Source organism: Actinokineospora terrae, from assembly GCF_900111175.1.
Lineage (GTDB): Bacteria > Actinomycetota > Actinomycetes > Mycobacteriales > Pseudonocardiaceae > Actinokineospora > Actinokineospora terrae.
In genome coordinates, this window is the sequence record NZ_FOGI01000012.1 from 174,852 (window position 1) to 193,015 (window position 18,164).

At 74.1% G+C, this 18,164-nt stretch carries 17 protein-coding genes; 10 read left to right on the top strand and 7 right to left on the bottom strand.

Annotation, left to right across the window (positions count from 1 at the left end; translation table 11 throughout):
• Positions 1-24: 24 nt before the first annotated feature.
• Positions 25-972, top strand: coding sequence for a helix-turn-helix transcriptional regulator (locus tag BMY07_RS26235; RefSeq protein WP_092784534.1), 948 nt, complete (start codon positions 25-27; stop codon positions 970-972).
• Between the two features lie 168 nt (positions 973-1,140).
• Here BMY07_RS26235 and BMY07_RS26240 read toward each other — a convergent pair whose 3' ends face one another.
• Complete coding sequence (locus BMY07_RS26240; protein ID WP_245782671.1) at positions 1,141-2,565, bottom strand: alpha/beta hydrolase family protein; 1,425 nt, start codon at positions 2,563-2,565, stop codon at positions 1,141-1,143.
• Positions 2,566-2,777: 212 nt separating this feature from the next.
• Here BMY07_RS26240 and BMY07_RS26245 point away from each other — a divergent pair, with 212 nt between their 5' ends.
• Both BMY07_RS26245 and BMY07_RS26250 read left to right on the top strand, forming a co-directional pair.
• Positions 2,778-3,869, top strand: coding sequence for a sensor histidine kinase (locus tag BMY07_RS26245; RefSeq protein ID WP_092784536.1), 1,092 nt, complete (start codon positions 2,778-2,780; stop codon positions 3,867-3,869).
• The gene (locus tag BMY07_RS26250) at positions 3,866-4,525 is read left to right on the top strand and encodes a response regulator (RefSeq protein ID WP_092784245.1); all 660 of its coding nucleotides are present in this window, start codon (positions 3,866-3,868) and stop codon (positions 4,523-4,525) included. Before BMY07_RS26245 ends, BMY07_RS26250 begins: the two co-directional genes overlap by 4 nt.
• Positions 4,526-4,582: 57 nt before the next feature.
• Here the strand turns inward: BMY07_RS26250 and BMY07_RS26255 are convergent, their stop codons facing one another.
• On the bottom strand, positions 4,583-5,863 hold the full coding sequence (locus tag BMY07_RS26255) for an FAD-dependent monooxygenase (RefSeq protein WP_092784248.1): 1,281 nt from the start codon (positions 5,861-5,863) through the stop codon (positions 4,583-4,585).
• Between the two features lie 68 nt (positions 5,864-5,931).
• On the opposite strand from BMY07_RS26255, the gene BMY07_RS26260 reads away from it, so the two are divergent.
• Complete coding sequence (locus BMY07_RS26260; protein ID WP_092784251.1) at positions 5,932-6,189, top strand: hypothetical protein; 258 nt, start codon at positions 5,932-5,934, stop codon at positions 6,187-6,189.
• Here BMY07_RS26260 and BMY07_RS26265 read toward each other — a convergent pair.
• The 5 genes from BMY07_RS26265 to BMY07_RS26285 all read right to left on the bottom strand — a co-directional run bounded on the left by BMY07_RS26265 (position 6,143) and on the right by BMY07_RS26285 (position 10,720).
• Positions 6,143-6,448 (bottom strand): BON domain-containing protein, encoded by a 306-nt coding sequence (locus tag BMY07_RS26265; protein ID WP_092784254.1) that lies wholly within the window; start codon positions 6,446-6,448, stop codon positions 6,143-6,145. The genes BMY07_RS26260 and BMY07_RS26265 overlap by 47 nt on opposite strands.
• Positions 6,449-6,562: 114 nt before the next feature.
• Entirely contained in the window at positions 6,563-8,314 is a 1,752-nt protein-coding gene (locus BMY07_RS26270; RefSeq protein ID WP_092784538.1) for a sensor histidine kinase, read from the bottom strand.
• A 123-nt stretch (positions 8,315-8,437) separates the two neighbouring features.
• Positions 8,438-8,761, bottom strand: coding sequence for a hypothetical protein (locus tag BMY07_RS26275; protein ID WP_143073645.1), 324 nt, complete (start codon positions 8,759-8,761; stop codon positions 8,438-8,440).
• Between the two features lie 85 nt (positions 8,762-8,846).
• Positions 8,847-9,434 carry a hypothetical protein gene (locus tag BMY07_RS26280; RefSeq protein WP_425426355.1) on the bottom strand — a complete coding sequence of 196 codons (588 nt, stop codon included), beginning with the start codon at positions 9,432-9,434 and terminating at the stop codon, positions 8,847-8,849.
• A 338-nt stretch (positions 9,435-9,772) separates the two neighbouring features.
• On the bottom strand, positions 9,773-10,720 hold the full coding sequence (locus BMY07_RS26285; protein ID WP_177215777.1) for a universal stress protein: 948 nt from the start codon (positions 10,718-10,720) through the stop codon (positions 9,773-9,775).
• 661 nt (positions 10,721-11,381) lie between these two features.
• Here BMY07_RS26285 and BMY07_RS26290 point away from each other — a divergent pair.
• From BMY07_RS26290 to sulP, 6 genes are all read left to right on the top strand, one after another.
• Entirely contained in the window at positions 11,382-12,020 is a 639-nt protein-coding gene (locus tag BMY07_RS26290) for a response regulator transcription factor (RefSeq protein ID WP_092784263.1), read from the top strand.
• A gap of 114 nt (positions 12,021-12,134) precedes the next feature.
• Positions 12,135-12,635 (top strand): flavodoxin domain-containing protein, encoded by a 501-nt coding sequence (locus BMY07_RS26295; RefSeq protein WP_092784542.1) that lies wholly within the window; start codon positions 12,135-12,137, stop codon positions 12,633-12,635.
• A 215-nt stretch (positions 12,636-12,850) separates the two neighbouring features.
• Positions 12,851-13,888, top strand: a complete 1,038-nt coding sequence (locus BMY07_RS26300) for an Acg family FMN-binding oxidoreductase (RefSeq protein WP_092784266.1) — start codon at positions 12,851-12,853, stop codon at positions 13,886-13,888.
• Positions 13,889-14,017: 129 nt separating this feature from the next.
• Positions 14,018-14,899 (top strand): ABC transporter ATP-binding protein, encoded by an 882-nt coding sequence (locus BMY07_RS26305; RefSeq protein WP_092784269.1) that lies wholly within the window; start codon positions 14,018-14,020, stop codon positions 14,897-14,899.
• The gene (locus tag BMY07_RS34555; protein ID WP_092784272.1) at positions 14,896-16,479 is read left to right on the top strand and encodes an ABC transporter permease; all 1,584 of its coding nucleotides are present in this window, start codon (positions 14,896-14,898) and stop codon (positions 16,477-16,479) included. The genes BMY07_RS26305 and BMY07_RS34555 overlap by 4 nt, the downstream gene beginning before the upstream one ends.
• Positions 16,476-18,146 carry a sulfate permease gene (sulP, locus tag BMY07_RS26315; protein WP_092784276.1) on the top strand — a complete coding sequence of 557 codons (1,671 nt, stop codon included), beginning with the start codon at positions 16,476-16,478 and terminating at the stop codon, positions 18,144-18,146. Before BMY07_RS34555 ends, sulP begins: the two co-directional genes overlap by 4 nt.
• Positions 18,147-18,164 lie beyond the last annotated feature (18 nt).

The following is an 18,164-nucleotide window of genomic DNA, read 5'->3' on the forward strand; positions in this document are numbered from 1 at the left end:
GGTTTGTGTGACAGTGTTGCCACCGTGCGAACCGACCGGCTGGTGGCCATCCTCCTGATGCTGCAACGGCGCGAGCAGACGACGGCGGCCGAGGTCGCCCGGGAGCTGGAGGTCTCCGAGCGCACCGCGCGCCGCGACCTCGACGCCCTGGCGATGGCCGGGGTGCCCGTGTACTCCACGCAGGGCCGGGGCGGCGGCTGGCGGCTCGTGGGCGGCGCCCGCACCGACCTGTCCGGGTTGACCGCGAGCGAGGCGCGCGCCCTGTTCCTGGTCGCCGGCCAGGCCTCGGCCGCGACACCCGCTGTGAAAGCCGCGCTGCGCAAGCTCGTCCAGGCCCTGCCGGAGCCTTTCCGGGTACAGGCCGAGGCGGCGGCATCGTCCCTGGTCACGGACCCGCAACGCTGGGGGTCGAGCCCGGTCGAGCCCCGACCGCCCCGCTTCCTCGACGAACTCCAGGACGCCGTGATCCGCGGCGTCCAAGTGGGACTCGGCTACCTCGACCGCGAAGGCGCCGTCACCGAGCGAACCGTCCACCCGCTGGGCATCGTCGCCAAAGGACCGTCGTGGTACCTCGTCGCCAACACCGACGCGGGCAGACGCACCTTCCGCATCGACCGCGTAACCTCCACCACCCCGACCGAAGACCCGGTAACCCGCCCCGCCGACTTCGACCTTGCCACAAGCTGGCGCGAAATCGCCGACGAGGTCGACCGCAAACGAACCCCCCTGGAAATCCAGGCGGTATGCACGCCCCCCGGAATAAGCATACTCCGAATAGCCTTCGGCAACCGCCTGGAGGTGGGAGGCCCCACAACCGACGGCCGCATCGAGGTCGTCATCCGCGGCCACAACGAATACATACTCGCAGGCGAACTAGCCGGCCTCGTCGAATGGACCGAGGTGACGAGCCCACCAGCCGTGAGAGACCGCCTAGCCTCAATCGGCAACGCCCTCGTCAAGCTATACAACTAAAATCAGCCCACAGCGTAGAAGTGCACAGCCAGCCGTGTTGTGCGCACGTGACCACGAACGTGCTGGCCTCGACCGTGCTGTCACGACCGTCATCGCCTGGCCGCTGCACAGCAGGTCCAAAGCCGTCGCCGACCTCGTCCGCACCGCTAGCTTCCCAGCCTGAGTCGATCAGTTCCCCGGGTGGAACACGCTGAGCTCGCCGTAGATCGACAGGGTGCGTGCCAGGTCGTTGGATTCGTGGCGCAGGACGGAGTCCAGGAACGCGAGCGTAGTGGCGGCGACGACGTGTGGGCTTTCGGTGCGGCCTAGTGAGCCGACGATCGAGGGTACTGGGGGCAGGTACAGGGGGCCGTCCATGAAGGTGAGGTGTGCGGCGCCGGGGATGGTGAGGCGGTAGTTCGTGGCGGTGCCGCGGGTGAGCACGTCGGTGAGCTGGGGCAGGTAGCGGGGGTCGGTGTCCGGGGTGATGGCCTGGGTGAGCGCGAGCGTCGGCTGGCTGAGGGCGGGTGACTGGGGGCCGCGGGGGTAGCCGTCCAGGTCGATGACGGCGTCGAACCGGTGGTCCTGCCTGGCCGCCAGCAGTGCGGCGGCGCCACCCATGGAGTGACCGGTCGCGGCGACCCGGGTGGTGTCGAGGCGCCCGGCCAACGGGTCGGTACCCCGGTCGAGGTCCTCCAGTCGGGTGAGCACGAGGCCGAGGTCGGCGGCCCGGATCGCCGTCCAGTCGTCGGCCAGCCGGTCGTCCCGGTCGCGGTCGCCGGTGGAGACGGTCGCGCTGGTGATCGTCCGGCCGTCGTCGAGGACCACCGCGGCGGAGTCGTACAGGTGGTCGAGCGCGGCGACCAGGTAGCCGTGGCTGGCGAGCTCCTCGGCCAACGCGGTGTTCTGGGTGCGCACCCCGCTGGACCCCGGCGAGAACAGCACGACCGGGAACCGCCCGTCCGCCACCGGGGCGTCGGGAACCGCGTGGGTGCGGGCGCGCGGAACACCGTCGAACAGGAAGCCCGGCAGGCCCACGCCGCCCGCGAGTGCCTCGGCGACGGTGCGCGCCTCGTCCTCGGTGCGTCCGAGGTACTGGGCACGCGGTGCGTCCGCCGAAACGCTGCGCGCCGGGTACCAGAGCTGGACCACGACCGTGCGCCGGTCACCCGGATCGGTGGTGAAGGTCTCGGGGCGGTCCGGGTCGGTCCACTGCAGCACGCGAGTGCCGACCGCGTGGCCGCCCGTGGGCTCCGGGAGGACGGGGACGGGAAAGGCCCACGCCGCCACGGGGCCGGTGATGATCAGGCAGGCGCAGGCCACCGTGCCCGGCAACGCCAGCCACCAGCGCATCCGCCGGGCGCGGCCTCGCACCAGCGGGGATACGGCGAACGGCGCCGCGACGACCGCAGCCGCCAGCACCGGCAGGAGCTGCCAGCGGAGCCCTGTCACGCAGAGTGACAACACGGCCAGCAGGAACACCGCCCCAGCCGCGATGGTGACGCGTGGGCGGGCGGCGGCGGGCAGCCAACGCGCTACCACCAGCGCGAGGGCACTGAGCACCGTCAAGACTTCCAGTGGGGACAGGTTCAGTCCCGTGATGATGTCGGTCACCTGGCCATGTTCGGCGCCGGGCTCGTGCGCCCACATCGCTCCCCCGACGCGACCTCGTGCCGTCTCCAGTGGCAATCGAGCATCCCGGATCAGCGGCCGGATTGCGACCACGGGAGGTATCAGGACTCCTACCGTGGTCGCAGACCGGCCCGCCGTCGTCATACGGCGGGCTCATGTGCGCGGCCGGGCCGTCGACCTACCATCGCGGTGTGATGACCGAGCGGCGCTGGGCGTCCCGGCTGCCGCGGGCGGTGTGGGACTCGCTGCTGCCTGCGCTTCTCCTGCTGCACGTCCTGACAATGTGGACACCGGTGGCCGCCGCGCTCACTGCCGCGCTCGCGCTGCCCCTGGTGTGGCGGCGCCGGGCTCCGCTCACGGTGTTCGGTGCGGTGGCGGCCGCGGCCTTCGTCCAGTGGCTTGTGGACATCCAGCTGCCCGCGAGCGTCGCCCTGCTGGTGGCTCTGTACACAGTGGCCGCCAACTCGGGCAGGCGCGTCACGTTCGTCGCCGTCGCGGTCGTGGAGGTCGGGGCGGTCCTCGCGTGCCTGCGGTGGGCGACGGACGGCGCGTTCCTGACCCCGTTCGCCGCGCTCACCGCGATGGTCGTCGCCGCGGCCGTCCTCGGGGTGAACGACCGGACCACCCGCGCGTACCTGGAAGCCGTGCGGGAGCGGGCCGTTGCCGAGGAACGGGCCAGGATCACCAGGGAGATGCACGACATCGTCACCCACAACCTGTCCGTCATGGTCGCGCTCACCGACGCCGCCGTGTCCGCGCGGCACCGGGCGCCGGACAAGGCCACCACCGCGATGCTCCAGGTCTCCGAGACCGGCAGGCAGGCACTGACGGACATGCGGCGCTCGCTCGGCGTCCTGCGCACCGACGAACCGGACGCGGCGCGCCACCCGCTGCCCGGCATCGCGCAGCTGGAGGCCCTCGCGGGCCAGATGTGCGCCGTAGGGCTCCCGACCGGCCTCGCTGTTGACGGCGATCACGCGCACATACCCGCGTCCGCGCAGCTGACCGTCTACCGCTTGGTGCAGGAAGCGTTGACCAACACCCTCAAGCACACACCCATCGGTACACATGCGACAGTCCGGATCGAGTGCGCGGCCGAGACTGTCACGGTCGACGTCACGGACACCGGCCCTGTTTCCCCTGTCGCCGCTGTCGGCCACGGCATCACCGGCATGCGCGAGCGTTCGGCGGTCTACGGGGGGACGGTGCTGGCCGGACCACTTCCCGGCGGCGGCTGGGGAGTGCACACCCGCCTCGTCTTCGGCGGCTCGGCGGTGTCGCCATGATCCGCGTCCTGATCGCCGACGACGAGGCGTTGCTGCGCATGGCTTTCGGCATGGTCCTGGACGCCGAGCCGGACCTGGCCCCGGTCGGCGAGGCCGAGGACGGCGCCACCGCCATCCGCCTCGCCGCCGACCTGCGCCCCGATGTCGTGCTGATGGACGTCCGCATGCCCGGCACCGACGGGATCGAGGCGACCCGGCAGATCATCCGGGCCTGCCCGCAGACCAGGGTGCTGATCCTCACCACGTTCGACCTGGACGAGTACGCCTTCGCCGGGCTCAAAGCAGGCGCCTCTGGCTTCCTGCTGAAGAACACCCGACCAGAGGAACTGCTCACCGCGATCCGCACCGTGGCCGCGGGCGAGGCTGTGGTGTCCCCGCGCATCACCCGCCGCCTGCTGGAGAAGTTCCGCCCACACATCCCCGACGCCACCACCACGGCCCGCGACGAACGGCTGAGCAGGCTCAGCACCCGCGAGCGCGAGGTACTCGTCCAGGTGGGCGCAGGCCTGTCCAACGCCGAGATCGCCACCACCCTGCACCTCGCCGAGGCGACCGTGAAGTCCCACCTGGGCCGGATCCTGCACAAACTCGAACTCCGCGACCGCGTCCAGGCCGTGATCTTCGCCTACGAAAGCCGCCTCATCCACCCGGCGTGATGTCGGTGCCTGGTGCGCGCCGAACACGACGACGGCCCCCTGCGGCGACTTCCTGCCCTACGGCTTGGCCTGCGACTCCCCCGAACCGGACAGTCCGGTGTAGTCCGGCAGGTCGACGCCGTTGATCGCGCGGTCGATCAGGGCGGTGAACGCGTCCATGTCCGGTTCCTGGGCGGGTGCGGCGTCGGGCTCGGGGACGGCGCGGCTTTGCGCGTGCAGCCTGCCGATCTCCTGGTTGGCCTCGACGAACGAGCGCATGCGGGCCTCGTAGGCGGCGAACCCGGCCGTGGGGTCCCACTGGGCGGTGGCCAGTTCCCCGGCGAGCAGGTAGGCGCCGACCAGGGCCAGCCCGGTGCCCGCCCCGGACATCGGGGACGAACTGAACGCGGCGTCGCCGAGTAGGGCCACCCGGCCGTTCGACCAGCGGTCCATGACCACCTGGGCCACCTGGTCGAGGTAGAAGTCCGGGGTGTCGTCCACGTGCGCGAGGATGCGCGGGGCCAACCAGCCCATGCCGGTCATCTGCTCGCGCAGCAGGCGTTTCTGGCTCTCGACGTCGCGGAAGTCGACGTCGAAGTCGGCCGCGGGGAAGGAGAACATCGCCATCGCCCGGGTGGCGTCCTTGATGGGCCGCAGGCCCGCGGACCGGGCGGACTCGTGGTCCTGGTACTCGAGGAACCAGCGGTCCAGCCCGAACTCGTTGGGCACGCTGTAGAAGGCCAGCACGAGCCCGAGGTGGCGGACGAACCTCTCGCGCGGCCCGAACACCATCGCCCGCAGCGCCGAGTGCAGCCCGTCCGCACCGATCACCAGGTCGAACCGCCGCCGATCACCGCTGGCGAAGGTCACGTCGACCCCGTCCGCATCCTGGACGAGTTCGGCGATCCGGTCACCGAAGACGTACTCGACGCCGTCCCGCGTGTCGTCGTAGAGCACCTGCGACAGGTCCCCGCGCAGGATCTCGATCTCCGCGATGAACCCGTCACCACCGTCGTCGTCAGCGCGGTAGGTCTCCAGCACGTTCCCGTCGACGTCCACGGTGTGCGCGCCCTCGGTCTCCGTACACGCCGCGCGCACCTGCGCGTCCAGCCCCATCCGCCGGATGACCTCCTTGGCCACCCCCCGCGCATCCACCGCCTGCCCACCCGGACGCAACCCAGGAGCCCGCTCCACCACGGTCACCTCGGCCCCCCACCGCCGCAACCAATGAGCCAACGCGGGCCCCGCGATGCTCGCCCCCGCCACCAACACCCTGCTACCGCTCACCGCGGCCCCCCATCGCCCGTCCCGAATGACGGTGCGGAGTGTATGCGCCCCTACTGACAGTCTCGCGGTCATCACGGTCGGAGGGGTTCGAAGAGGACAGCCACCGCGCACGTGATGTCCCGATCGCCGCGGGACCTCCGATGGCGTTGCCCGGCTCGGGTGACGTTCAAGCGTCGCTGCTGGTCAACTTGCTCGGGCAGGCCAACGCGTTCGCCTGGTTCGAGGTGGGAGGTCTTCTCGACCGCTGGTGGTCGGTGGCGGTCTGCGGCTTGGCCGTCGTGGTCGTGCTCGTGCAGCGGTCGGTGCCGGTCGGTCCGGTCGTGGTGGCGGTCGCCGGGTTCGCTGCCGACGTCAGCGCCGCACGCGCCGCAGGCGCGGGTGCCACGGGAACCGGGTGACATCGTCCCAGGTGCACCTCAGTCGGTTGCGGACCTCCCGAACACCGCTCACCTCAGCCACCGCCCGTCCGACCACCGGTGCTTGGCTGTCCCAGTCCAGGCGGCCGACGAGCAGCACGACGCCGTCGTCGACGGCGGCGCGCACCAACCGGGTGTCGACGTCCTCGATGCCCGGCAGCACTCGGTCCTGGACCTCGGCCCGGATGTCCTCATCGGACCGGTGGGCCGCGGTCGCCCGCTCCTGCGACGTGGTGGACATGGTCGCTCCTCTCCTCGCCCACCCACCCTGCGCCGCGCGGACCCGCGCTCACAGAGACCGAGGACACCGCGTGACGGGACCTTGGGCGGCGGACACCCCGCCCGGGCCCGCGGGTCAGTCGAGCGGGACCACCCAGCGCACCACGGTCCCGCCGCCCTCGGCGGGGTTCGTCTCGCACCGGCCGCGGCACTGGGCGGCGCGGCGGGCCATGGTGTCCAGGCCGCCGCGGCGCCCCGGTTCACCCAGACCGATGCCGTCGTCGCGAACCTCGACGACCAACTCCTCGCCCGCCGTCACCGCCACCGCGATCTCCCCGGCCCGGGAGTGGCGGACGGCGTTGCTCAGCGCCTCGCGCAGCACGGCGACGGCGTGCTCGCCGACCTCGGCCGGGACCAGGGTGTCGATCGGGCCGGACATCGCGATCGCCGGGGACACCGGGGCGCCCGCACCGATCTCGGCGACCACGTCGAGCAGGCGGCGGCGCAGGCTGCCCGACCCCTCGGCGGCCTGCAGGTCGAAGATCGAGGTGCGGATCTCGCGCACGGTCTGGTCGAGCTGCCCCACGGCGCGCTGGACCCGGTCGCGGATGTCGCCGTTGTCGATGCGGCGCAGCGTGCCCTGCAGGCTCATCCCGGTGGCGTACAGGCGTTGGATCACGTGGTCGTGCAGGTCCTGGGCGATCCGGTCGCGGTCGGCGAGCACGTCGAGCCGCCGCTGCGCGCGCTGCTTCTCCGCCAGTTCCAGCGCCACGGCGGCCTGGCCCGCGAAGGAGGCGAGCATGGGGGCCTTGTCCGGGCCGAAGGACCGCCCGGCCTTCTCCCGCGCGGCCAGCAGCACACCGCCCGCGGTGCGCAGCGGCACCACCACGGCGGGCCCGAGCGAACCGCAGCCCAGCTCGGCGACCAGGTCCGCGACCTCCCTGGCCTCCCCGGTGGCCAGCACGTCCTCGATGAGCGGCGCGAACGCGGCGACCTCGGCGTCGGAGAGCGACTCGCCGACCGCCCCGGTGGCGGCGCCGACCCGCAGCAGGTCCCTGGTCGTCTTGTCGACCAGCAGGATCAACGCGCAATCCGCCCTGGTCAGCTCCAGCACCCGGCGGGAGATCAGGTCGAGCGTCTGCCCCTGGGAGGCGCCCGCGAGCAACTGGGTGTTGACCTCCGCCGCCGCCGTCAGCCACCGCTCGCGGTCGCGCGACCGCTCGAACAGCCGCGCGTTCTCGATCGCCACACCGGCGGCGGCGGCCAGCGCCTGGACCACCGCCTCGTCCTCGGCGGTGAACGGCCCGCCCCGCTTCTCGGTCAGGTACAGGTTGCCGAAGACCTCACCCCGGATGCGCACCGGCACGCCGAGGAAACTGCCCATCGGCGGGTGGTTCGGCGGGAACCCCACCGACGCGGGGTGCTTGGCCAGGTCGAGCAGCCGGATCGGCTCCGGGTGCTCGATCAGCAGGCCCAGCAACCCCCGGCCCTGCGGCAGGTGCCCCATCCCGGCACGGGTCTGGGCATCGATGCCCTCGTGGAGGAAGCGGGACAACCCGCGGTGGCCCAACACGCCCAACGCACCGTAGCGGGCGTCGACCAGGTCGACCGCCGCCTGCACGATCCGCTGCAACGTCGAGTCCAGCTCCAGCCCGGCAGCGACCGCCATCACCGCGTCGAGCAGGCCCTGCAGGCTGTCGCGCGTGCGCATCAGCTCGCCGATGCGCTCGTGGAGCTCGCGCAACAGCTCGTCCAGCCGCAACCCGGAGATCAACCCGGTCGCCTTGCCGCTCTGCTCCACCGCAGCCCTCCCGCTCCCGCCCGACGACAAGACCCGGCACGGGGCCCGACCCACCTCGCCGCGGCCCGGCAGACCACAGCGGAGCATCGCGATCGGACCGAGGTCCACGCCTGGACCGCGGGCACAGCCGCGCGTCCCACGACCACGCCCGCCCACCGTTGAGCCTAGGACCTGCGCCCGCGACCCGGGTACACCCGATTCGACGACCCCTCACCCGCGCAACCTGGGCGCGCCGCCCGCACCGGGAGGAAGGCCGTGAGAGCGGCGACAGCACGCCTGCCGTTGCTGAGCGAAGGCCGCGGCGACCCGGCAGGTGGGTGAACCGGGCGACCGGGCAGCGCGGTCGCCCGGGCGGTTCGAGCCGGGCACGACGGGCACGCGGTCGACTGCCGGGTGCACCGTCCACTCGGCCGGTCCACAGGTCGCGGTGAGGTCGGTGTCCCCGGTGACCGGGTCGGCGGTGACCATCACCCCCGAGCGCTGCGCGGGGACCATCCGCCGCACGACCGCCGAGATCTCCCGACGACGATCCACCTCCCGCGGTGAGCAGGCAGGTCGACCACGAACTCCCCGGTGGCCGCACCCGTCCCGGCGGGCACGCAGCGGGCATCGGTGGTGGTCAGCGCAGCCACGGGTTGCTCCGCACGAGGCTGACGGCCGACCAGCGGCGGCCAAGGCCCCAGGTGTCGCCCGCGGCCAAGACCGCGAGCAGCACGAGCACCACGGCGTAGACCACGTGGTAGTCCAGCAGGGGATTGGTGGACCGGGTCAGCCCACCGTGGTCGGTGTGCCGCGCGAGCGGCCACTCCGCGACCCACATGAGGCCCATCATCACCGCGCCGCTCACCGCGGCGACCCGCAGGCCGATCCCCAGCAGCAGGGCGAGCCCGATGCCGAGCAGCCCGAGCATGAACAGCCAGTCGGCGATCGGGTTGCCCGCCCACGAGCGCAGCGCGCCCGCGAAGGGGCCGTGGTCGAGTCCGCCGAGGAATCCCCGGGTGGGTGACCCGCCGTCGAACCACCCCTTGCCCGAGGGGGTCGCGTAGCCCCAGCCGAACGCCTTGTCCAGGAACGCCCAGAGAAACACCCCGGCCATGACCAGGCGCGTCGCCGCCGAAGCGGGGCGCGCGGCCGTGCGGCGGGAGTGCCCCGCCCCGGCGTCGATGCCGGTCGGGCTCGGGGTACCGGTGTGCGAGACGGTGCTCATCGTTGCTCCTTCTGCCGTGCCCGGCCCTGCGGCCGGGCGCGTGGTGACTCGGATCTGGGTGGCCGCTCGGTGTTCACCGAGAGAGCACCACCCTCAGCGCCCCGGTGTCGGCGGCGGCGGCGAAGCTCCGGCAGGCCTCCGCCATCTCCCCCCAGCTCGAACCTGTGCGTGATCAGCTGATCGACGTCGAGGCGGCCCGCGGCGACCATGCGCGGCAACCCGGGTGTGGTGACCGTGTCGACCAGCCCGGTCGTGATGGTCACGTCGGCGCCGAGTCCCCCGGTAACCCGGCCCGTGCCGCCGGGGTCGCGGACCCCGGCGCGGGCACGTCAGTCCACTCAGGATTCTTCGGTCCTCTGCAGACCATCGCGTTCATGTTCCCTCCAGACGGGGTTCTCGTTGTCCGATGTGGATGCCGCGCGCACCACGGCGAGCGGCACGGGGCTCACGTGCGCCAAGGAGGCGCTGGTCGACCCGAGGCCGACACCGGGGTGCGCGTGCCGCCCCCGACTGCCGACCACCAGCAGCCGGGCACCGGCCGCGCGGTCGAGCAACGCGCGCACCGGGCGGTCCCGGACGACGACGGTGCGCACGGTCAGCCCGGGGTGCGCTACCCGGTGCGGTTCGACCAACCGCCGCAGGAGGCTCTCCTCCCGCGCGGCGAGGTCGGCGAGGTCGGCGTCCAGCGGCTGGACCGCCCACATGTCCGGGAACGCCACCGGGCTCCAGGTGTGCACCACCTCCAGGTCCACCCCGTGCAGCACCGCCTCTCCCACGGCGAAGGCGAGCGCGGCGGCACCCGCCGCGGAGCCGTCGACCCCGACGACGATCGGTTCGGCGGCGACGGGGAAGCGGTCGTCGCGCACGATGACGACCGGGCACTGGGCGTGGTGCGCCAGTCCGGACGCCACCGACCCCACGGCGAGGCCGTCGAACCCGCCGAGGCCGCGGGCACCGGAGGCCACCAGGACCGCCCGCTCGGCCGCGGCGACGACGACCGCCACCGCGTGGCCCACCCGCAGGTCCTGCCGCACCACGACCCCGGGACAGGTCCGCTCGGCCAGTCCCTGCGCCTCGCGCAGCCAGGTCCGGCCGTGGTCGGGCAGCGCGTGGAAGAGGGCCACCTGCTCTTCGCGGGTGCGGGGGTAGGGCCTCGGCGCGGGCACGCACGCGTGCACCAGCCGCAGCGGCAAGTCCCTGCGGGCCGCTTCGACCGCGGCCCACCGCGTGGCGGCCAGCGACGGGGCCGACCCGTCGACGGCGACCACGATCTCGTCGTCTCCCACCCGCGACCTCCCTCTGGTTCGCCTGGCCACCCCCACGCTGCTCCGGCAGGCGATCACGCGACACGGCCCGGGGACCCGGGCGGGGTGGGACTTTGTCCCCGGCACACCCCTCATCCGGTGTGGACGGTGCGGACCTGCCCGGTCGGACCGGGACCTCCGCCGCTGTTCGCACCGGTGGCGGGAACAGGAGGCTGAGGACAACCGAGCACGGGAGCGGGACGCCACGGACGAACGGGGTGACGCGGTCGCGGTGGGGCGCGGGCGGGCTCATCGGGGTGCTCACCCTGGTGGCGGGGGTTGTGCTGCTCGTGCCGGGGAGGCACCCGCAGCCGCCGCACGACCGGCTCGTCGGCCTCGACCGGTGGGGCCGCGCCGCACCGCGAGGGGTGGACAGCGGGGCGGGTGCTCGCGCTGATCACCGGTTCCGCGGTGGCGATGGCCGCGGTCGGCACGCTCACCGGCGGCGTCGCCGTGGTGGTGGCCGACCAGACCCCGCGCGGCGCCGACGGCTACCTGCGCACGCCGCCGCGGGTCCTGGCCGGCGGCGGCCACGCCGTGACGGTGCCCAGGGTGGACCGCGGCCTGGCGACGGGCACTGGAGCGATGCCCCTCGGGGGCCCTACAGTGGTCGCGGGCGGCGCGGTGGACGAACGGGGATGCGATGAGCCTGCGGGTGTTCCTGGTCGACGACCACGAGATCGTGCGACGTGGCGTGGCCGACCTGCTCGACGAGCCGGACATCGAGATCGTGGGCGAGGCGGCCTCGGTCGCCGAGGCGCTGGTGCGGGTACCCGCCGCGCGGCCGGACGTCGCGGTGCTCGACGTCCGGCTGCCCGACGGCAGCGGGGTCGAACTCTGCCGCGACCTGCGCTCAGCGGTCCCCGGACTGCACTGCCTGATGCTGACCTCGTTCCCCGACGACGAGGCGCTGCTCGACGCCATCCTCGCGGGGGCGTCGGGTTTCGTGCTCAAGCAGGTCCTGGGCACCGACCTCGTCGCCGCGGTGCGGACCGTGGGCGCGGGCGGGTCGTTGCTCGACCCGAGGACGACCTCGGCCCTGCTGGAGCGCATCCGGCGGGACCGCTCGCGCAGCGACCCGCTCGCGGACCTGACCGAGCAGGAGCGCACCGTCTTCGACCTCATCGGGGAGGGGCTGACCAACCGGGCGATCGGCGAGCGGATGTTCCTGGCCGAGAAGACCGTGAAGAACTACGTCTCGCACCTGCTGGCCAAGCTGAACATGCAACGCCGCACCCAGGCCGCGGTGCTGGCCGCCGAACTGCGCCACGAGCAGCGCTGACCCCCGCAGCCGCTGACCAGCGCGGCGGACAGGGCCGGGGCGGGCCCTAGGTCGGTGCCGGACCGGGCGTTGCGGCTCTGGCCCGCCGCCGCGGTCGCGCGCGAAGTTGTTCGCATGCAACGAGTACTGGTGCTGTACGCGAGCAAGATGGGTTCGACGAAGGAGATCGCCGAGGCGGTGTGCGCGGAGCTGGCGGCGCACGGCCTGCGGGCGAAGGTCCACGACGTGCTGGAGGTCCGCGCGCTGGACGGGTACGACGCCGTCGTGCTCGGCAGCGCTGTCTACGCCGCGCGGTGGCGCCGCAGCGCCGCCCGCTTCTTCCGCCGCCACCGGCAGGAGCTGGCCGCGCGCCGGGTGTGGCTCTTCGAGAGCGGCTGGGTGGGCACCCGCCCGCGCACCCCCGCGGCCACCCGGGGCGGCCGCCGCCGCGCCGCCCGCCTGGGTGTGCGGGCGCCTGCCGTGTTCGGTGGCAGGCTCGACCCGGCACTGGCCCGCGGTGCCCTCGACCGCGCCATCGCCCGCAAGTCCACAGGCGACTACCGCGACTGGGACGAGATCCGGGCCTGGGCCGCTGACATCGCCCGCGCGCTGGCGACCGCGGCCGCCACCGGGTAGGCGCTCGGCGGGCCACGTCGAACGCGGCGCCACGCCGGGAACCGGCCGCCCGGCTCGTCCGCGCCCCCGCTCGCCGCACCCGGTCTGTCCACACAGGTCCCGGCAGGCGCGGGGTGAACGCCGTCGGTCACTGCCGGGACGGCCCGTTGGTCCCTGGCCGGGGCCGCGCGCGTGGACGACCGTGGGGGAGGCGACTGGTGAGAGGACAACCGGACATGACGCGAACCCGATTCGACCACGAGACGGTGCTCGACGCGCTCGCACTGGCGTGCCGGGCGCCGTCGGTGCACAACACCCAGCCGTGGCGCTGGCTGGTGGGCGACCGGTCGGTGCACCTGATGGCGGACCCGGCGCGCCGGGTACCCGCCACCGACCCGGACGGTCGCGACCTGCTGATCAGCTGCGGCGGCGCGCTGCACCACCTGGAGGTCGCCCTGGCCGCCTTCGGCCTGCGCGCGCGGACCCACCTGCTGCCCAACCCGGCCGAGCCGGAGCACCTGGCCGCGGTGCGGGTGCACCCGCACCACACCGACGCCGACGACATCGCGATGGTCACGGCGCTGACCAACCGGCGCACGGATCGGCGGGCGTACTCCTCCTGGGCCGTGCCCACCGGGCACCTGGACCTGATGGCGCGGCGCGCCGCGGACCTCGGCGTCATCGCGGTGCCGGTCGCCGACGCCGTGCAGAGGCACCTGTTCGCCCGCGCCGCCGCCGCGGCCGCGCGGGAACAGGAGACGAACCCCGCCTACACCACCGAGTTGGCCTTCTGGGCCGGTCGCGGCCGCAGCACCGTGGAGGGGGTGCCCGTCGGCGCGGTCCCGGCGCGGAGGGTCGATGTCGAGGGGGTGCCGATGCGGGCGTTCCCCGCGGGCTCGTTGGCGCCCTCGCCCACCGGTGAGCACGAGCGGGACTCGTCGGTCCTGCTCGTGCTCGGCACCGCAGACGACGACGGGATCGCGTGGCTGCGCGCCGGGCGGGCCGCGAGCGCGGTCCTGCTGACCGCCACCGACCTCGGCATGGCCACCTGCCCGATGTCCCAGCCGCTGGAGGTGCCGCGGCACCGCGAGCAGATCCGGGACGCCGTCCTCGACGGCGTCGGCCACGCCCAACTGGTGGTGCGGGTGGGCTACGCGCCGACCTCGGCGGCGCCGGTGCCGCAGAGCCCCCGCAGGCCGCTGGCCGAGGTGTTCGCCTACCTGCCCGGCATGGCCCCGACCCGGCACCGGGTGATCGGGGACGCGCCGGGCTAGGCCACCGGCAGGCACGGCGGACCACACCGCGCGGGCCCGAAGCCGACGAACGCGGGACCTTGGTCACTCAGCCCGGCGCGGTGCGCGCGGCAGAGTGGTCGACGAGCACCATCCGAGAAGGAGCCGACCGTGGCGATCACCGCGTCCGGGCTGCGCAAGGCCTTCGGCCGCACGCAGGCCCTCGACGGCCTCGACCTGTTCGTGCGCACCGGCGAGGTGCACGGGTTGCTCGGCCCCAACGGCGCGGGCAAGTCGACCGCGCTGCGGGTGTTGCTGGGACTCGTCCGGGCGGACTCGGGTGCCGTGGACGTCCTGGGCGCCGACCCCTGGCGCGACGCCACCGCTGTGCACCGGAGGCTGGCCTACGTGCCGGGCGAGGTCACCCTGTGGCCGTCGTTGACCGGGGGCGAGGTGATCGACCTGTTGGGCGGGCTCCGCGGCGGGGTCGCCCACGACCGGGTGGCCGCGATGGTGGAGCGCTTCGAGCTGGACCCGACCAAGCGGTGCCGCGCCTACTCCTCCGGCAACCGGCGCAAGGTCGCGCTGGTCGCGGCGCTGGCGTCCGACGCCGAGCTGCTGGTGCTCGACGAGCCGACGGCGGGGCTCGACCCGTTGATGCAGGCGGTGTTCGAGCAGTGCGTGCGCGAGGCGCGGGCGGCGGGCCGGACGGTGCTGCTGGCCAGCCACGTGCTGGCCGAGGTGGAGAGGCTGTGCGACCGGGTGAGCATCGTGCGCTCGGGTCGGGTGGTCGACAGCGGTTCGCTCACCGAGCTGCGCCACCTCACGACGACCTCGGTGCGGGCGAGGCTGGCCGCACCCGCCGACGGGCTCGCCGCGCTGCCCGGCGTGCACGACCTGAGCACCGACGGCGACCAGGTGCGGTTCCGGGTCGACGCCGACGCCCTCGGTCGGGTGCTGCCCGCGTTGGGCGAGCGCGGCGTCCGCGACCTGGTCTGCCAACCCCCGACTCTGGAGGAGCTGTTCCTGAGCCACTACGGGAGCCGGTCGTGACGGGTCTGGCAGGCGTCGGGGCGCTGGTCCGGTTGGCGCTGCGCCGCGACCGCGTGCTGCTGCCCAGCTGGATCGCGGTGCTCGCCCTGGTGGCGATCAGCTCCGCCGCCGCCACCGGTGACCTCTACCCCACCGCCGCGTCGGTCGTGCGAGCGGTCGGTGCCGTCAACGACACCCCGGCGATGGTCGCCCTCTACGGCCGCGTCCCCGACGTGGGCTCGCTGGGCGCGCTGGCGATGCTCAAGCCGCTCGCCACCGGGGCGCTGGCGGTCGCGGTGCTGGCGATCGTGCTGGTGGTGCGGCACACGCGGGCGGAGGAGGACGCGGGCAGGCTCGAACTCGTCCAGGCGGGTGCGGTGGGCCGGTTCGCGCCGCTGACCGCCGCCCTCGTCGTGGTGGTCGGGGCGAACGCGGTGCTGGGCGCGGTGACGGCTGTCGGGCTCGGCGCGGTCGGGCTGCCGGTGGCGGGCTCGGTCGCGGTGGCACTGGCCTGGTTCGCGGTGGCACTGGTGTTCGCGGCCGTCGCCGGGGTGACCGCCCAGCTGGTCACCGGGGCGCGGGCGGCCACCGGCCTCGCCGTCGCGCTGCTCGGCGCGGCGTTCGGGGTGCGCGCGGTGGGTGACACCGCCGCGCCGTGGCTCTCGTGGGCCTCGCCGCTGGCGTGGGCCCAGCAGGTCCGGCCCTACGCGGGTGACCGGTGGTGGGTCGGGGGGCTCGCGGTGCTCACCGCGGCCGTGGTGAGCACCGCCGCGTACGCGCTGGTGGCCCGCCGCGACCTCGGCGGGGGTCTGCTCCCGGATCGAGCAGGTCCTGCCCGCGCCGGGCGGGACCTGCGGTCCACCACCGGGCTGGCCTGGCGGCTGCACCGCGGCCCGCTGCTGGCCTGGGCGGCCGGGTTCGCCGCGTACGGGCTGGTGGTGGGCGGCGTCGCGGCCGATGTCGGCGGGATGCTCACCAGCGACCAGGCGAGGCAGCTGTTCGCCGAGCTGGGCGGTCAGGGGGAGCTGACCGACACCGTGCTGGCGGCCATGCTGGGCATCCTCGGCGTGGTGGCGTCGGTCTACGGGGTGCAAGCGACCCTGCGCGCGGCGGCGGAGGAGAACACGGGCCGGGCGGCGTTGCTGCTGTCGGCTCCGGTGGGCCGGTTGCGGTGGGCCGCCGGTCACCTCGCGGCCGCGTGCGCGGGTGTGGTGGTCGTCCTGGTGTCGGCGGGCCTGGCGGCGGGCGCGGTGCACGCGGTGCGCACCGGCGACGCGGGCCAAGTGGGCCGGGTGGTGCTCGGCGCGGTCGTCCAGGCACCGGCGGGGTGGGTGCTTGCCGGGATCGTCCTGGCGGTCTACGGCGCGGCGCCGCGCCTGGCCGCGGCGGGGTGGGGCGCGGTGGTGGTCTTCGTGCTGCTCGGCGAGCTCGGACCGCTGCTGGGGCTCCCGGGGTGGTTGAGCGACCTCTCGCCGTACGCGCACGTGCCGCACCTGCCCGGTGGGCAGTTCAGCGCCTGGCCGGTCGCCGCCCTGGCCGCGGTGGCCGCGGTCGCGGCGTTCGGCGGCCTGCTGGCGCTGCGCGGGCGGGACCTGGGGTGAGTCGCCGAGCCCCGGTGCCGCTCGCCTGGGTGCGGGAGTACCGCCGGTCCTGGTTGCGCGGGGACGCCGTCGCGGGTGTGACGGTCGCCGCCTACCTGGTCCCCCAGGTGATGGCCTACGCCGCGATCGCCGGTGTCGCGCCGGTCGCCGGTCTGTGGGCGGCGGTGGGCGCGCTCGCCGTGTACGCGGTGCTCGGGACCTCGCGGCAGCTCTCGGTCGGCCCGGAGTCCTCGACGGCGTTGATGACCGCGGCCGCGGTGGCCCCGCTGGCCGGGGGTGACCCGCTGCGCTACGGAGCGCTCGCCTCGGCGCTCGCGCTGCTGGTCGCGGGTCTGTGCCTGGCGGGACGCGTGGCGGGCCTCGGCTTCCTCGCTGACCTGCTGTCGCGGCCGGTGCTGGTCGGTTACCTGGCGGGGATCGCGGTGCTGATGGTGCTCGGGCAGCTCGGGAAGGTCATCGGTGCCGACCTCGACAACACCTCGGCACTGACGCAGTTGCTCTCGTTCGCGCGGGCGCTGCCGCGCGCACACCCGCCGACGGTCGTGCTCGCCGCCGCGGTCCTGGCCTTCCTGGTGCTGGCGGCCCGGCTGTGGCCGCGGCTGCCGGTGCCGCTGCTCGGCGTCCTGCTGGCGAGCGCGGCGACAGCCCTGTTCTCCCTGCCTGACAACGGGGTCCGCGTGGTCGGCGCGATCCCGGCCGGTGTCGTGCTGCCCGGTGTGCCCGCGGTGTCGGCGTCCGACCTCGGCGCCTTGCTGCTGCCCGCGGTCGGTGTCGCCGTGGTCGGGTACGCCGACAACGTCCTGACCGCGCGGTCGTTCGCGTCCCGGGCCGGGCACCGCGTCGACGCCAACGCCGAGCTGCTGGCGCTGGGCGCCGCCAACGCGGCCGCGGGTCTGCTGCACGGCTTCCCGGTCAGCAGCAGCGCGAGCCGGACCTCGCTCGGCGCCGCCGTGGGCAGCCGCACCCAGGCGCACTCGCTGGTCGCCGCGGCGGCGGTGGTGGCGATCCTGGTGGTCGGCCGCCCGCTGCTCGCGTCGTTCCCGGTGGCGGCGCTGGGCGCCCTCGTCATCTACGCCGCCATCCGGTTGGTGGACGTGGCCGGGTTCGCCGCGCTCGCCCGGTTCCGGCGCAGCGAGGCGCTCATCGCGGCCACGACCGTGGTGGCCGTCCTCGTCCTCGGCGTGCTCGAGGGCGTGGTGGCGGCCGTGGCGATGTCCCTGGTGGAGCTGCTGCGGCGGGTCGCCCGCCCGCACGACGGCGTGCTCGGCTACGTCGACGGTGTCGCGGGGATGCACGACGTCGACGACTACCCCGGCGCCGCGCAGGTGCCCGGCCTCGTCGTCTACCGGTACGACGCGCCGCTGTTCTTCGCCAACGCCGAGGACTTCCGCCACCGCGCGCTGGCCGCCGTCGCGGCCGCCCCCACCCGAGCCCGCTGGCTGCTGCTCAACGCGGAGGCCATCGTCGACATCGACTTGACGGCGGTGGACGCGCTGGAGGACCTGCGCGCCGAGCTCGCGGACCGCGGCGTGGTCCTGGCGCTCGCGCGGGTGAAGCAGGAGTTGCGCGTGGACTTGGCCAGGACCGGGTTCCTCGAGCGGGTCGGCGAGGACCACGTGTTCACCACCCTGCCCACCGCCGTCCGCGCTTTCACGAGTTCCCGGTGACACCGGGGAAGGAGACAC

Bases quoted from the DNA above. Each gene is read 5' to 3' on its own strand.
- BMY07_RS26245 (WP_092784536.1), top strand. From the start codon at position 2,778: ATGACCGAGCGGCGCTGGGCGTCCCGGCTGCCGCGGGCGGTGTGGGAC.
- BMY07_RS26280 (WP_425426355.1), bottom strand. From the start codon at position 9,434: ATGAGCACCGTCTCGCACACCGGTACCCCGAGCCCGACCGGCATCGAC.
- BMY07_RS26255 (WP_092784248.1), bottom strand. From the start codon at position 5,863: ATGACCGCGAGACTGTCAGTAGGGGCGCATACACTCCGCACCGTCATT.
- BMY07_RS26300 (WP_092784266.1), top strand. From the start codon at position 12,851: ATGACGCGAACCCGATTCGACCACGAGACGGTGCTCGACGCGCTCGCA.
- BMY07_RS26270 (WP_092784538.1), bottom strand. From the start codon at position 8,314: ATGCTCCGCTGTGGTCTGCCGGGCCGCGGCGAGGTGGGTCGGGCCCCG.
- BMY07_RS26295 (WP_092784542.1), top strand. From the start codon at position 12,135: ATGCAACGAGTACTGGTGCTGTACGCGAGCAAGATGGGTTCGACGAAG.
- BMY07_RS26260 (WP_092784251.1), top strand. From the start codon at position 5,932: ATGGCGTTGCCCGGCTCGGGTGACGTTCAAGCGTCGCTGCTGGTCAAC.
- BMY07_RS26250 (WP_092784245.1), top strand. From the start codon at position 3,866: ATGATCCGCGTCCTGATCGCCGACGACGAGGCGTTGCTGCGCATGGCT.
- BMY07_RS26290 (WP_092784263.1), top strand. From the start codon at position 11,382: ATGAGCCTGCGGGTGTTCCTGGTCGACGACCACGAGATCGTGCGACGT.
- BMY07_RS26265 (WP_092784254.1), bottom strand. From the start codon at position 6,448: ATGTCCACCACGTCGCAGGAGCGGGCGACCGCGGCCCACCGGTCCGAT.